Source organism: Enterococcus thailandicus (assembly GCF_001886265.1).
In the GTDB taxonomy this organism is placed as follows: domain Bacteria; phylum Bacillota; class Bacilli; order Lactobacillales; family Enterococcaceae; genus Enterococcus_B; species Enterococcus_B thailandicus.
Map to the genome: position 1 here is coordinate 16,633 of NZ_JXLE01000003.1, position 14,728 is coordinate 31,360.

The 14,728-nt window shown below is 37.5% G+C and carries 14 protein-coding genes; all 14 read right to left on the bottom strand.

Annotated elements, in window-relative coordinates; translation table 11 throughout:
• Positions 1-160: 160 nt before the first annotated feature.
• Entirely contained in the window at positions 161-580 is a 420-nt protein-coding gene (locus RV17_RS02675) for a hypothetical protein (RefSeq protein ID WP_067481788.1), read from the bottom strand.
• A 29-nt stretch (positions 581-609) separates the two neighbouring features.
• Positions 610-1,536 carry a primosomal protein DnaI gene (gene dnaI, locus RV17_RS02680; RefSeq protein ID WP_067481786.1) on the bottom strand — a complete coding sequence of 309 codons (927 nt, stop codon included), beginning with the start codon at positions 1,534-1,536 and terminating at the stop codon, positions 610-612.
• On the bottom strand, positions 1,536-2,918 hold the full coding sequence (locus RV17_RS02685) for a replication initiation and membrane attachment family protein (protein ID WP_071868447.1): 1,383 nt from the start codon (positions 2,916-2,918) through the stop codon (positions 1,536-1,538). The genes dnaI and RV17_RS02685 overlap by 1 nt, the downstream gene beginning before the upstream one ends.
• A 13-nt stretch (positions 2,919-2,931) precedes the next feature.
• Positions 2,932-3,432, bottom strand: coding sequence for a transcriptional regulator NrdR (gene nrdR, locus RV17_RS02690; protein WP_067481782.1), 501 nt, complete (start codon positions 3,430-3,432; stop codon positions 2,932-2,934).
• A 269-nt stretch (positions 3,433-3,701) separates the two neighbouring features.
• The gene (locus RV17_RS02695) at positions 3,702-4,034 is read right to left on the bottom strand and encodes a hypothetical protein (protein WP_067481780.1); all 333 of its coding nucleotides are present in this window, start codon (positions 4,032-4,034) and stop codon (positions 3,702-3,704) included.
• A gap of 186 nt (positions 4,035-4,220) precedes the next feature.
• Positions 4,221-4,853 carry a dephospho-CoA kinase gene (gene coaE / locus RV17_RS02700; protein ID WP_083571960.1) on the bottom strand — a complete coding sequence of 211 codons (633 nt, stop codon included), beginning with the start codon at positions 4,851-4,853 and terminating at the stop codon, positions 4,221-4,223.
• Positions 4,826-5,662 (bottom strand): DNA-formamidopyrimidine glycosylase, encoded by an 837-nt coding sequence (mutM, locus tag RV17_RS02705; RefSeq protein WP_067481778.1) that lies wholly within the window; start codon positions 5,660-5,662, stop codon positions 4,826-4,828. The genes coaE and mutM overlap by 28 nt, the downstream gene beginning before the upstream one ends.
• A 24-nt stretch (positions 5,663-5,686) precedes the next feature.
• Complete coding sequence (gene polA / locus RV17_RS02710) at positions 5,687-8,332, bottom strand: DNA polymerase I (protein ID WP_067481776.1); 2,646 nt, start codon at positions 8,330-8,332, stop codon at positions 5,687-5,689.
• A gap of 119 nt (positions 8,333-8,451) precedes the next feature.
• Positions 8,452-9,135: a Bax inhibitor-1/YccA family protein gene (locus tag RV17_RS02715; protein ID WP_071868449.1), complete on the bottom strand. Its 684-nt coding sequence runs from the start codon at positions 9,133-9,135 to the stop codon at positions 8,452-8,454.
• Complete coding sequence (locus RV17_RS02720) at positions 9,128-9,613, bottom strand: MaoC family dehydratase (RefSeq protein WP_071868450.1); 486 nt, start codon at positions 9,611-9,613, stop codon at positions 9,128-9,130. The genes RV17_RS02715 and RV17_RS02720 overlap by 8 nt, the downstream gene beginning before the upstream one ends.
• Before the next feature lie 157 nt (positions 9,614-9,770).
• The gene (gene murC, locus RV17_RS02725) at positions 9,771-11,105 is read right to left on the bottom strand and encodes a UDP-N-acetylmuramate--L-alanine ligase (RefSeq protein WP_067481770.1); all 1,335 of its coding nucleotides are present in this window, start codon (positions 11,103-11,105) and stop codon (positions 9,771-9,773) included.
• A 129-nt stretch (positions 11,106-11,234) separates the two neighbouring features.
• Positions 11,235-11,996, bottom strand: coding sequence for a YdcF family protein (locus RV17_RS02730; RefSeq protein WP_071868451.1), 762 nt, complete (start codon positions 11,994-11,996; stop codon positions 11,235-11,237).
• Positions 11,997-12,023: 27 nt separating this feature from the next.
• On the bottom strand, positions 12,024-12,494 hold the full coding sequence (locus RV17_RS02735; RefSeq protein ID WP_071868452.1) for a SprT family protein: 471 nt from the start codon (positions 12,492-12,494) through the stop codon (positions 12,024-12,026).
• A gap of 3 nt (positions 12,495-12,497) precedes the next feature.
• Positions 12,498-14,678, bottom strand: coding sequence for a Tex family protein (locus RV17_RS02740; RefSeq protein WP_071868453.1), 2,181 nt, complete (start codon positions 14,676-14,678; stop codon positions 12,498-12,500).
• Between the last annotated feature and the right edge of the window lie 50 nt (positions 14,679-14,728).

Consider the following 14,728-nt stretch of genomic DNA (forward strand, 5'->3'; position numbering starts at 1 on the left):
TTCCATTGCTAGATCTAACGTTAGACTAATTTAGCTGCATCTACGGCACTTTTCACCACTTCCGCACTGTAACTCTCAATTTTTTCACGAAACAGAAAAACCGGTTTCTTCACTTCGTCACTTGTACGAAATGAAAAAACCGGTTGGTTTGCTTCATTAATTATTGGATAGCTAAAACTTGAATAATTGAATTTCCTGGAATTTGCGGTGGTAACGACATTGTCATCACAGGTTGTTTAGCCAAGGTCAACTCGACTTCTGTTCCCTCAGACAATGCGTCCAGGTTAGGTTTGATTTTATCTGTTGGCGCATTTAAGATGACACCGTCATTCGCAAATGAGGTCCCAATATTCTCAGGATCAATTTTTGCCTTGACGTCAATTAATTTCACACGAACGATTTGATCCTCATCGTCGCTTTCAGTCACTTCTTCAACAGTCCCAGTAAAAACACTTTGATCTTGTGCCAACGAATTAGAAGTCGTTTCAGCTGTTTGTTCATCATTAGTAGACTGATTCCCACAGGCGGTCAATAATAAAAAGGTTGTCGCTAAGGTTAAGCAAGATACTATACGCTTCATAAACCACATCTCCGTTCTTTTATTCACTTTTAGCCGTTTCGACGATTTTTCCCAGTCATCTCGATTTCTTTTGTTAGATAACGAATACGTTCCATAATACGTTTGGCCTTTAAAGGTTCTTCATCTCCACGTTGTGTGACAGACAAATGTTTTTCTAACTCATCCATCGTAAAGTTTGATGAGAAAAAGGTCGGTAGTTGTTCTTGCATTCGATATTGCAAAATAACGCCAAATACTTCATCACGAATCCAACTACTCATGGCATCGGCCCCAATATCATCCATCATTAAGATAGGGGAACGTTTTACCGCATCAAGTTTATCCGAAACTTGGTCTTTACCAATTGCTTGTTTCATTTCAACTGCAAATGTTGGAAAATGAACGAGTGTCGTTGTATACCCTGCAACAGCTAAGTCGTGTGCGATTGCACCTAATAAATAAGTTTTTCCAATACCAAAGCTTCCAACTAAATATAGCCCTTTGTGATAGCCTTTAGGATCCTTTGTGTATTGTTCCACAAAATTAAATGCTTCAAAAAAGGCATCACTACGACCACTTGTTTGCTCAAATCCTTCAAAGGTAGCCGTTTGAATATCTTTAGGCATATCCATTGCTTTCACACGACTACGGATTTCTTCTTGTTTTTGTCGAGCAATTAATGCTTCAGTCGGCACATAGGTGACATCCACATAATGAAAGTTCAACACTAGTTTTGGTTCATATCCTGGTGCAATCATTGTCGGATCATTTTTCTGATATTTTCGCTTTTCTTGAACAAATTCATAAAGTTTTGCATAGCTTTTTTCAATATCTGCTTGTGTTAAACGTTCTTGATGTTCTGCCAAAAAGGCTTGAACATCTGAATCATTCAATACTTCTTGAATCATTTCGGCATACTTTTCTTGGTAGTTGCGTTTACTGATGATCTTTTTTAATTCTCTTCCAACATCTTCCATTAGTTGTCACCCTCCTTTTTAGCAAGATATTCTTTAAAGCGCCGATCAATTTCCGCTTGTTTTTCTTGACTGATTTTCTTCTCGTCTTTTGGTTGATTTACCCAATCAGGTAATTTTTCTCGGCGTACGTTTCGACGAGTATTTGTGTAATTTCTCGTTTGCTTTTTCTCTGCGCTTTCTTGGCTTTTCTTTTTAATATGAGCAATCGCATCTTCTGCTGTCATAATTTTCTGTTGTGCCCATTCGTTAGCAATCGTATTGACATAGTTTGTCCCTAAACTTGCTTGATTTTTGATAACTAATACATAGTTCAGCAACACATTGATGACACTACTTGGAAGTCCCGAACGAGAAACAAGTTCTTGCATCAACCACGTTTCTGATTTAGATACATAGCCATTTTTTTCTTTTTTGATTGACTCTAAGTATTTCATTGGTGGAACACTTTGGGCCTCTTTAATCAACTGCACAGAGGCTGCAGACAACTGTCCTTGTTTCGTAACTGGTTCAGCCTTTGTGGTTTCGGTAGTGGCTGAAGTTTCTACAGGCACTTTAACCACGGATGATTGACTAACCGGGTTTGCTAAAAAGATTTTTTGAAGTTCTTTCAAAGACACTTTTTGTTCTGTGAAGTCGTATGCTTCAACGATTTTTTCACCTAAAGCTAAGTCATCCAAACCATACAATTGCTGATACATTTCGAGTTGTTTGATAATTGATTCCTCTGGTTTTTCAATATGTTTCTTTTGTAACCAGTTTGTTAAAAAAGCCCAATCAATCGTACTTTTTTCAGACAATCGCTTGGTTTTTGCTTGCTCAGTAAATGTTTCTTGCAGCTTTTCGATTTGCTGTTTATCAGCGTCAAATGAAGCTTCATTGAATTGATATACTTCTAAAAATTTTTTGGTTTTTTTCTGATAACCTTCTGTTGAAAATTTTTTTGGCTCGAAACGCTTGACTAACTGGTCGAAGCGACGCTCGCCAACCTTTTCTAATAGTAAAAAGCTTAAAACAGAATCCATAAAGAACTGTTTCACCGACATTGGTTCTAACAATTCATAAAGAAAGCACGTTCCTAGGCTAGGATCTTCTTTGTAATAAACATCTAATAAGCCAATTCCCTCAAGTTTTTTTCGTGCTTCGTAAAATTGAGGAATACCACAACCAAGACTACTCAATAAATCTGCGTGAAGTCCTTCTGGTCCTTGGCCAGTTTCTAAAGAAATTTCTGTCAAAAGAGTAAGGTAAAGACTAAGCGCTTCTCCCCCAATCAAGGGTTGGTAAAGATGTAATAACGCATTTCGGCTTTCTTCTTTTAAAGGACTTTGCTTTCTTCCTTGGTAGATATTTTTTGGTTGAAGCTCTTTCCAAGCATTTTCCAAGGAAATGCCCCCTTTATTCTGTACTTTCGTCTTCGTCATCTTTGGATTTGTTATTTTCTTTTGCCTTCTCCACGATGTCTTGTAGTTCTTTTAGGAACACGGACATATCTTTAAATTGACGGTAGACACTTGCAAAACGAATATATGCAATCTCATCCAAATTAACGAGATCTTCCATGACATATTCTCCAATTAAATTGGTTGATACTTCATTTTCTCCTAAACTTCGAACCCGATTTTCCACATGGTTCACAATTTGCTCCATTTGTTCCATAGCAACTGGACGTTTTTCAGCTGAACGAATCAGCCCTCGCAAAATCTTATCTCGATTAAATTCTTCACGTTCACCGTTTTTCTTAATAACTAGTAATGGTGCAGCTTCGATTCTTTCAAATGTTGTAAAACGAAATGAGCAATTTTCACACTCACGTCGACGACGAATCGCCCGACCATCATCTGCTTGACGGCTATCAATAACACGGGAATTATTATGTTGACATCTTGGACATCTCATTTAGTTCACCTCATGTATCATTTAAGTTTTATAAAAAGAACATTCTGCTCTTTCATAGTTAGTTGCATTATAACATGAAACTTTTATGTTAAGCGACTTTCCCAGCTAAAAAGATGCAGTTTCCATCATTAATAAAGCGTTTTTATTCATTTTTCGCAAAAAATGAGCTGTGACAAAATTTTATCACAACTCATTTGCCGGTTGAAACGAAACTGTGAATGATTTTTAATTGTCTGCTTTTGAACGCATTACTTCATGCTTTCTAAAAACTACAATTTTTCTTCAATACCAGTATAATGTTTTAACCGTTGCTCTTCGATTTTTTGTTCATCAGGGATATGTTCAGCATCTGGGAGTGGTTTTTTTGTTCGATCAGACATTTCTTTTTTTCGTTCTTGTGTTAAATCTTGTTGGCGTGCTTCTTTTTCTGCTTGTTGATCTTCTAATTCAGCAATTCGTGCTTTGTATTGGTCTGCGTTCTTTTTACCGACTTCAGCTTGTGCACGACCCTCATCTTTTAATTCATCTTTATCAAGTAACTTACCAATTTTTTCTTTGGCAGATCCGACAACTTTATCTTTTTGATTCTTGATATTGCCCATACAAATCCCTCCCTTATTCTTATCTTTAGCATAACAAAAATAAACAAGATACTCAAAATATACGACTAGCTAATCCTTTCGTCCACGCGATTAAACGCGTGATTTTCATTTTACATGCTTTGCAAACAACTTAAAGTCACTAAAATAAAAAGCAAAGCACTTCGTTCAACCGACGAAGCACTTTGCTTATTTTATTTTTGTGATAAACGATTGTTGTTTTAACCACAACTCAACTTGTTGAACCAACGCTTCCTTTGTCTGAGTATTATCAAACAAAAAGTCAGCTCGTTCTTTTTTCGTTTCAATCGACCATTGCGTCTTTATTCGTTTCAACGCTTCAGCTTCTGTCAACTGATTTCTTTTCATCAATCGTTCGAGCTGAATCGCTTCTGTGGTATAGACAACTGCTACAGCATCCATGTAACGTTCATAATGTCCTTCAAACAACAAAGGAACATCAACAACAACCAAGGGATTATGCTGTTTTTTTTCAGCAATTTGTTGTTTGATACGTCCGCGAATAAACGGATTTAACACACGATTTAGTGTTTGGCGTAATTCGTTATCCGCAAACACGATGGCACCTAATTGTTTTCGATTTAGCGTACCATCTTCATTTAAGATCTGTTTACCAAACACTTCAACGATTGCAGACAAACCAGCGGTTCCAGGCTCGACGACCTCTCTTGCTACTACATCACCATCAATTACTGGAATCCCATGCTTTTTAAAGACTTCAGTAACTGTACTTTTACCTGTTGCAATGCTTCCTGTTAAACCTAAAACAAAACCTACTTTGGTATTTTCAGTTGCTGACATTTTGGACAATAGTGAGTCCCCCTTTGTGCAACTTTTGTTTTGACGATTGGTGTTTGACAACGCACACATGGCTGGCCTGTTTGACCATAAACATGAAGTGCCATTTGAAAACTACCTGCTTCACCAAGTGCGTTGAGATAACTACGAATGGTTGTTCCACCTGCTTCCACCGCTCTTCCCAATACATCAATGATTGCTAAGCGAAGTGCCGCAATTTCTTTTCCTTTTAATGTATTGGCGGGCTGCTCTGGATGGATTTTTGCTTCCCATAATGCTTCATCTACATAAATATTGCCTAATCCCGTGACTAAGCGTTGATCCAATAGCAACGGTTTGATTGCTTTATGTGATTTTTTGAGACCTGCTTCAAATTCTGCCAAAGTAAATAACTCTGGTAGAGGTTCTGGACCTAACTTCATGATTCCGCGATAAGAATCACTTTGTCCTTTTGCCACCAGCGTCATTCGACCAAATTTACGAACGTCATTATAACGAAGCTGACTGCCATCATCAAAAAAGAAAATGACATGAGTATGTTTATCTAATGGTTGATTTTCTTCCACAAAGGAATATTTTCCTTCCATTCGTAAATGAGAAATCAACTCGTAATTGGTTAAATGAAAAATCAGAAACTTGCCACGACGTCCAATTGATTCGATGGTTTCACCAATCAACGTTGCTTCAAAAATCGGTGCTTCTGGTTGTTCAATAATTTTGGGCCACAAGACTTGCACTTTTTGAATCTTTTTTCCTGTGACCAAACGTTCTAGCCCTTTACGGACCGTTTCAACTTCTGGTAATTCAGGCATGTTTCTTCTTCACCTTTTTCTTTTTTATTTGGCTTCGTACCATGTTTTGCCCCAACTACTATCAGTAATCAATGGCACATGTAGCGAAACAGCATTTTCCATTACTTCTTTGACTAATTGATCTAATGCTTCTAATTCGTGTTCCGGAACTTCAAAAACTAATTCATCGTGTACTTGTAATAACATTGTTGCTTCTAGTTTTTCTTCTTTCAATCGTTTCGCCAAATCAATCATCGCAATTTTTAAAATATCAGCTGCGCTACCTTGAATTGGTGTATTGATAGCCGTCCGTTCTGCAAACGAACGTAAGTTAAAGTTTCTTGAATTGATTTCTGGTAAATAGCGACGACGATGATAAAGTGTTTCCACAAAGCCCTGATCTTTTGCTTCGCGAACAATACGTTCCATGTATGATTTCACGCCAGGGTATTTATCAAAATAAGTGTCGATATATTGTTGCGCTGCTTTTCGAGAAATACCAAGATTTTGCGATAAGCCATAATCCGAGATACCATACACAATCCCAAAGTTGACAGCTTTTGCTTGGCGACGCATATTTGGTGTTACGTCCTCTGCCTTTTCAATCCCAAAGACCCGCATTGCCGTACTTGCATGGATATCTTGACCTTCCAAAAAGGCAGCTTTCAGATGTTCATCATCAGAAATGTGTGCTAATACACGTAACTCGATTTGAGAGTAGTCAGAAGAATAAATCAACCAATCTTTTTTTCTTGGAACAAATGCTTCACGGATTTTCCGACCTTCTTCTAAACGAATCGGAATATTTTGCAAGTTCGGATCAACTGAACTCAAGCGACCAGTTTGGGTCAGTGTCTGAACGTAACGAGTATGCACTTTACCATCAGATTGGATCACTTTTAATAGCCCTTCTACATAAGTTGACTGGATTTTTGCAATTTGACGGTAGACTAAGATGTCGTCAACGATTGGTGCTTGTTCTCTCAGTTGTTCTAACACATCCACCGCTGTTGAATAACCTGTTTTGGTTTTCTTAATAACAGGCAGGCCCATTTTTTCAAACAGGATAACACCTAATTGTTTAGGTGAATTCAGGTTGAACTCTTCGCCAGCTTCCGTATAAATTTTTTCTTCAATTTCTTTTAGACGCTCCGAAAATTCAATCTTCATTTCTTGTAAACGTGAAGCATCGACTTTAATTCCACTAATTTCCATTTCTGCCAAGATTTGTGACAGTGGTAGTTCCATTTTATAAAACAAGTCTGCTTGATTTTTTTCTTCTAGCTCTTTGTTCAAAATTGGTGTCAGGGCATTGATTGCTGCAACTTTACGAGCAAGATGCGCAAAGAAAACTTCTTCCTCTTCCGGTAATCCTTTTTTGGCACCTTTTCCATAAACCGCTTCGTCTGATTGGATATCTTGATAGCCATAATGTGCGGCTACTCCTTCGATATCACTGCTTTTATCGTTAGTATCTAACAAATAAGAGCCCAAAAGAACATCAAAATCAATTCCTTGTGTCTTGCCAGTATAACGGTTCAAGGCAACATATGTCCGTTTGGCATCATAAACTTTTTTCAGGCGTGTTCCATCAGTCAACCACTCTTTAAATGCGTCGCTTTCGAAAATACTTAGATCATTGGTCACATAAATTTTTTCTTTTGTCCCCCAAGAAACGCCGACAATGTCTTCTGTATGATAATTTTCGCCTAACATTTCGACATAAAGTGCCATGTCTGTAGTAAACATTTCTGGTTGATACTCCGTCACTACTTCAAATAGAACATCTGCCAGCTCGGGCTCTTCCTCATGGATATCAAGCTTAGCTAAAAATTGCTTAAATTCCATTTCTTGATAAAACGGAACTAATTTTTCTAAGTCTTTTCCTTCATATTTCAATGAATCAATTGTGACATCAACAGGTGCATGTGTGTTGATTGTAGCTAATTTTTTGGACAGAAAAGCTTGTTCTTGATCATTAATCAGGTTTTCCTTCATCTTGCTTTTTTTCATTTCAGCAATATGTTCGTAGACGCCTTCGACTGAACCATATTCTTTCAACAATTTAATCGCTGTTTTCTCACCAATTTTGGTTACGCCAGGGATATTATCAGAAGCATCACCGGCTAGTCCTTTCATGTCGATAATTTGTTTAGGCGTCAATCCATCATACTTTTCTGCGATATGTTCTGGTGTGTAACTTTCAATATCGCTCACACCTTTCACGGTAATGTCTACTTTGATAGCATCAGTAGCTAACTGTGTCAAATCTCGATCTCCTGAAAGAATAACAACATCAAATGCTTCTTTATCTACTTTTTCTGCCAACGTACCAATAATATCATCGGCTTCATAATTTGGTAGTTCATAATATTTTACGCCTAGCCCTGTTAACAATTCACGAATGTAAGGCATCTGTTCTTTAAATTCACCAGGTGTTTTTGAACGTCCACCTTTATATTCAGCGTACATCTCTGTACGGAAAGTTGTTTTTCCTGCATCAAAGGCAACTAATACGTGTGTTGGTTGTTCTTTTTGCATCACATTCTCAAACATTGTGTTAAAAGCGTAAATTGCATTGGTATGCAACCCATTTCGATTTTTAAAACGTTCTAGTGAGTTATGCAACGCGAAAAATGCGCGAAAGGCGACGCTATTTCCGTCGACCAATAATAATTTATTTTTTGTCATATCAATTAGCTCCTCATCCGTAAAGTTCTTATTTATTCTAACAAAGAATGTCTTGGAAAGCGAAAAGAAAAAACGGATAGGAGAAAATGTTTATCTCCTACCCGTTTCAATGTTAAAAATTAATTGTTTCGTCCAAAAATTCGTAGAAATGCAAGGAACAAGTTGATAAAGTCTAAATACAATTGAAGAGCCATGAACACTGCCACACCACTGTTTGCTGTTCCATTACTTTGAATGTACACTTTACGAATATTTTGATTGTCATAAGCAGTGATTCCAGCAAAAATCAAGACTAACAAGATTGAGATGAAGAAATCGACTGCACTACTATGAAGTAAGAAAATATTGACAAACATGGCAATGATCACACCGATCAATGCAGCTAATCCTGCGCGACCAATCCCACTCAAATCTTTTTTAGTAACCATTCCCACAATTGACATCCCGATAAACATGCCTGTTGCAGTCAAAAATGCTTGCGTAATTGTTCCAATATCATAAAAAGCAAGCGTCACAGCCAGTACCAAGCCATTTAATAATGAATAGGCAATAAAGCCACCAATAGCTAAACTTGGATTTTTTTGAGCCTTTGCACTTAAAACCAATACTAAAATGATTTGAACAATCCAAAGTCCCATAAAACCTAATGGAAAGCCATTAATAAATGTTGCTACTTGTTGCGGAAAAACTGAGAGTGCTAAGTATGAAGTCAATGCACTTAACGCCAATCCCACACCTAGGAAGCCATACACTTTAGAATAGAAACGATTGATTCCTTCATTTGCTACGCTTTGATTATTCATTTAGTTCACCTTCACTTTCAAATTCAATTTCTAGTTCTGGGTCAGCAGGTGGCTGAACCATTACTACAGCATCGAGTACGCGATTCCCTTCCCCATTTTCTGCTTCAACAGAAATCGTAACGACGTCTTTCATTTTATCTACTTTTATGACCTCAAATTGGAAAGTCAATGTTTCGTAGTGGAAAACTGGTTCAATAAAATTCACAGAAAAATTCACAACGTGTGAGCCTGGACCAGGTAAATGCTTAGAAATAGCACTTGTAATGATACCCATTAACATCACAGATGGCACAATTGGTTGTTGATACTCCGTTTTTTGTGCAAAATCATGCTGAATGTATAATGGATTAGCATCATTCGTCAATCCTAAATAAAGCAACAGTTGATTGTCTTCAATTGATTCTGTTAAAGACAACGAGTCGCCTTCCTCTAACTCATTTATTGTTTTTCCTAATTTTCTCGGCTTACCTATATTCAAAATAGAAACCCTCCAGTTTTATTTTACTCAAGAACAATTGTACCAAAACCAAGCAAAAAGGCAAGTTATGGAAACCGCACTTTTTATATACAAGAAAGCAGCCAAAAAGACAAAACTTTTTTGGCCGCTTTTGATTGATTTCGTCATTTGTTAGTGATTACAAGACGTTTCTTGTAGTATTGCTTAATAGTTTTTCATAGGCTTGTTCAAATTTTTGAACATCACCAGCTCCCATAAAGATAACAACTGCATCATGGTAGTCTAACAATGGTGAAACGTTATTTTCTTTCAGAACTTGCCCGCCTTTTTGAACTTTTTCACCTAGGTCTTCGATCTTAACATCACCTTGTTTTTCACGAGCTGAACCGAAAATATCACATAAGTACACGCGGTCTGCTAAATCTAATGCTTCAGCAAACTCATCCATCAACGCAATTGTTCGCGTAAAGGTATGCGGTTGAAAGACAGCAATGATTTCTTTATCTGGATATTTTTGACGTGCACCATCAATAGTTGCACGAATTTCTGCTGGATGATGTGCGTAGTCATCAACAATTGTCATGTCTGAAACGATTTTTTCGCTGAAACGACGTTTTACGCCAGGGAAAGTCAACATTTCTTCTGACACTTCTTTAAGGTCTAAGTCTTCAAAGTAAGCAACAGCGATTACGCTTAAGGCATTTAGAATATTATGTTTTCCAAAAGCAGGAACCACAAAATGACCGATAAATTCGTCTTCATGGTACACATCAAAAGCTGAACCAGTTGTTGTTCGTTCAATATTTCGTGCTTGGATATCATCATTTTCGCTAATTCCATAGTAATAAATTGGCACGTCTGCTTCTAATTTTCTTAGATATTCATCATCACCATACGCAAAAATTGCTTTTTTCACTTGGCGAGCCATTGTTTGGAACGCGTTGTGTACATCTTCAATACTTGTATAGTAATCAGGATGATCAAAATCAATATTTGTCATAATCACATAATCAGGTGAATAAGCTAAGAAGTGACGACGATATTCACAAGCTTCAAATGCGAAAAATTCTGCACGTGGATCGCCATGTCCAGTACCGTCACCAATCAAATAACTTGTTGGGCGAACGCCTGTCAACACATGTGAAAGTAAACCAGTTGTACTTGTTTTACCGTGTGATCCAGTTACCGCGATACTTGTATAGTTTTGAATAAAGTCACCAATAAAATCATGGTAACGAATCACTTCAAGACCAAGTTCTTTGGCACGTTGAATTTCTTCATGAGTGTCAGGAAACGCATTCCCTGCGATGACTGTCATACCTGGTTTAATGTTATCTGCGCTAAATGGCAAGATTGTTATGTTTGCTTTTTCTAAATCTCTTTGTGTAAAGAAATATTTTTCAATATCTGATCCTTGAACATTTAGTCCTTCTTCATGTAATACTAGCGCCAATGAGCTCATTCCTGAACCTTTGATACCAACAAAATGATATAATTTTTCTTGATTTGTCATTTGAATCCTCTTCTCTTATCTATCATCCATTATTCATTCACATATTCAACACGTTTTTCATTATCTTATAAACAAATAAAAATTTCAACCAAATTTATTCGCAAACGACGTTTCTTACGAAATAATGAGTTACGTACGACAAAATTGCCAATTTGTCTGGGTCAAAATTTCTTGATAAGCTATCCAAATTTCTTTTGGAACTTCGACATGATTAAGGTAACCTTTCCCCTTAGGACCATAACCATGTTCATCATCATGTAAGCGAGCAATCTCTCCAAGCACTAATGACTTAAAGTAATTCAATGGCCACTGATTATCTAATTCTGGTTGTTTAAATGTCATAACAGCATTTGATCCTTCCTCGTGCCAACGCTCCAATTGTGGAACAATTGGTACATAATTTTCAAATTCAACGGCTGTGTTTCCCCAAACTTTTTCAAAAGTTGCTCTTGTTCGTCGCTGTAGTATAGGATCATTCATCAGTAAAACTTTTTGTGGAGATAACTGCATCTTTTGCAGTTTATCTAACGCAAATTGAGCATTTTCTCCAGAATTTGTAGAATGTGACTCAACAAGTAACTGCGCATCTGAAAAATGATATTTTTCTTTTAAATAGCAACGATACATCTCGCTTTCGCTAAGCGTTTCTGCAAATAAAAATCCTTGATCCGCAAAGTTTTTACGAAGTACAGGCGTCGCATGGCCAACCCCGCCTACTAAAAAAAGATGAGCAATCTGTTTGTTTCGTAAAAGGTCAGCTGCATGATCAACCAAAACTGGTAACCCGTTTCCTGCAAGGATTAGTAGCGGAGCTGTTTGGTTTGGTTCTTCTGAACTCGTAGCTGGCTGATCAGCTAAAAATGCTAGTAGCAGATTCCAATTATCAATCATTTCAACGATACTCCTTTATCTATCTATTTAGTCATTATCGTCATTCGGTCGTTTTGTTTCTTGCCAAACTAATTTTCCACGACAGCGTCCACAACGAAAACGTTTTGTATCAATTTTTCGTTTCCGATAAATCATTGTCTGACAACGTACGCATTGATAACATTCAATTTTACTAGCTTTTTTTGCTACAGCAGGGGCATAACGCAATCCACCAGTCTGTTGCAACAACTGTTTAAATTCACTATCTCGGTGACGATAGCCTCTCCCTGCTAAATGCAAATGATAATGACATAACTCATGTTTAATGATGCCGACAATGGTTTGTTCATCAGATTGAGCAAACAGTGTCGGGTTAAAGTCTAAATGATGATCATTCAAATGATAACGCCCGCCAGTTGTTTTCAGGCGTGCATTAAAAATAGCTTCATGCATAAACGGTCGTTGAAACCACTCAATCGAAATGGCTTCAACTAGCGTTTGTAATTCTTCTTGTGTCACTTTTTACTCCTCATAAGGCGAAAGCATAGTTAAACTAATACGACCTTTCTTCACATCGACTTGTTCGACCCATACAGTTACGACATCCCCAACAGAAACCACATCTGTTGGATGCTTAACAAACTTTTTACTTAATTTTGAGATGTGAACGAGTCCATCTTGCTTAACCCCAATATCCACAAAAGCACCAAAGTCGATAACATTTCGGACAGTCCCCTTTAATTCCATACCTGCTTTCAAGTCTTCCATACTTAAGACATCTTGGCGCAATAACGGTGCGGGCATTTCTTCCCGCATATCACGACCAGGTTGTGTCAACCCTTCTAAAATATCCGTCAAGGTCTCTTCACCAATCTCCATCGTTTTAGCTAAAGCTTCTGGTTTTAATTTTTTCAAGACTTCTGTTGCTTCAGAGGTTCCCAAATCTTTCTCAGTTAATTGATTCATGGTTAAAATTTCTTTTGCTACTGCATAACTTTCTGGGTGAATACCAGTATTGTCTAGTACATTTTTTCCATCAGGTATCCGTAAGAATCCAATAGCTTGTTCGTATGCTTTTGGCCCTAATCTTGGAACTTTTTTCAATTGTGTACGTGCGTTGAACGCACCATTTTCATCACGATAAGTAACAATATTTTGCGCAATTGTTTTATTCAACCCGGAGATATGCTGTAGCAATTGTGGGCTTGCCGTGTTTACATCCACACCCACTTGGTTAACAACTGTCTCAACAACAAAGTCTAATTGCTCTGCTAATCTTTTTTGAGAAACATCGTGTTGGTACTGCCCAACACCGACTGCTTTCGGATCAATTTTTACTAATTCTGCCAATGGATCTTGCAAACGTCGTGCAATTGAAACAGCACTTCTTTCTTCAACTTGTAAATCAGGAAATTCAGTTCGGGCAACTTCGCTCGCAGAGTATACAGAGGCACCAGCTTCGTTGACAATTGCATAGTATGCTGTGTGATCCACGTTTTTTAATTGCTCCGCTACAAATAATTCTGATTCTCGGCTAGCTGTTCCGTTTCCGATTGCGACCATATCCACTTGATATTGATTGATTAGTTTTACAAATTGACCTTTTGCTGCTTCACGTTTTGCTTGGGCAGCTGGTTTGTGTGGATAGATTACTTCGATTGCTAGGACTTTCCCTGTAGCATCAACTACTGCTAATTTACACCCCGTACGATAAGCCGGGTCGAAGCCTAACACAACTTTTCCTTTTAAAGGTGGTTGCAATAATAAGTTACGCAAATTTTCACCAAAAATCGCAATAGCTTGTTCATCCGCTTTTTCAGTTAACTCATTGCGAACTTCACGTTCAATCGCTGGAGAAATAAACCGTTTGTAACTATCTTGATAAGCTTCACGCACATAACTTGCAGCAGGTGACGCTGGATTACCAACTAATTGACGTTCCAAATAATCCATTACTGCTGTTTCGTCTACTTGTAGATTGACTTTCAGAATGTCTTCTTTTTCTCCACGATTTGTTGCTAAAATACGGTGAGAAACCATTTTATGAACAGGCTCTGAAAAGTCGTAATACATCTCATAGACACCTTTCTCGTCTACGTCTGCATCTTTTACTAAACTTACATAACTACCTTTATTATAAGTATAAGAACGAATCCATGTTCTAAATTTAGCAGTATCGCTGACTTGCTCTGCAATGATTTCATGCGCACCTTGTAACGCATCCTCTACAGAAAAAACTTCTTTTTCTTCATTAATAAATGTTTGTGCATAAGTTTCAACTTTCTGGTCATTCAATTGCAATAACCATTCAGCAAGTGGTTCTAATCCTTTTTCTTTGGCAATCGTTGCCTTTGTACGGCGTTTTTGTTTATATGGACGATACAAGTCTTCTACTTGTTGCATCTTGACTGATTGAACGATCCCGGCTTCTAATTCAGGAGTCAACTTTCCTTGTTCATCAATTAAGCGTAAAACTTCCACTTTTCTTTTTTCTAAATTTTCTAAGTATGCGTAACGTTCTTCGATTTCCCGAATTTGGACTTCATCTAAGCTCCCCGTCATTTCTTTTCGGTAGCGTGCAATGAAAGGAACCGTATTTCCTTCACTCAATAAATGAAGAACCGTTGTTAATTGTTTTGTGTTATAGCTTGCCAATTCTTTTTGCACAAGCTGGATAATTGTTTGATTTAGCTTTTCTGTCATTGAGATGTTCTCCTTTGATTTGTTAGTCGCTTGTCTATTTTAGCATACTT

Coding starts and splice junctions, on each gene's coding strand:
- RV17_RS02675 (WP_067481788.1), bottom strand. CDS start 580: ATGAAGCGTATAGTATCTTGCTTAACCTTAGCGACAACCTTTTTATTA.
- dnaI (WP_067481786.1), bottom strand. CDS start 1,536: ATGGAAGATGTTGGAAGAGAATTAAAAAAGATCATCAGTAAACGCAAC.
- nrdR (WP_067481782.1), bottom strand. CDS start 3,432: ATGAGATGTCCAAGATGTCAACATAATAATTCCCGTGTTATTGATAGC.
- RV17_RS02695 (WP_067481780.1), bottom strand. CDS start 4,034: ATGGGCAATATCAAGAATCAAAAAGATAAAGTTGTCGGATCTGCCAAA.
- coaE (WP_083571960.1), bottom strand. CDS start 4,853: ATGTCAGCAACTGAAAATACCAAAGTAGGTTTTGTTTTAGGTTTAACA.
- mutM (WP_067481778.1), bottom strand. CDS start 5,662: ATGCCTGAATTACCAGAAGTTGAAACGGTCCGTAAAGGGCTAGAACGT.
- polA (WP_067481776.1), bottom strand. CDS start 8,332: ATGACAAAAAATAAATTATTATTGGTCGACGGAAATAGCGTCGCCTTT.
- RV17_RS02715 (WP_071868449.1), bottom strand. CDS start 9,135: ATGAATAATCAAAGCGTAGCAAATGAAGGAATCAATCGTTTCTATTCT.
- murC (WP_067481770.1), bottom strand. CDS start 11,105: ATGACAAATCAAGAAAAATTATATCATTTTGTTGGTATCAAAGGTTCA.
- RV17_RS02730 (WP_071868451.1), bottom strand. CDS start 11,996: ATGATTGATAATTGGAATCTGCTACTAGCATTTTTAGCTGATCAGCCA.
- RV17_RS02740 (WP_071868453.1), bottom strand. CDS start 14,678: ATGACAGAAAAGCTAAATCAAACAATTATCCAGCTTGTGCAAAAAGAA.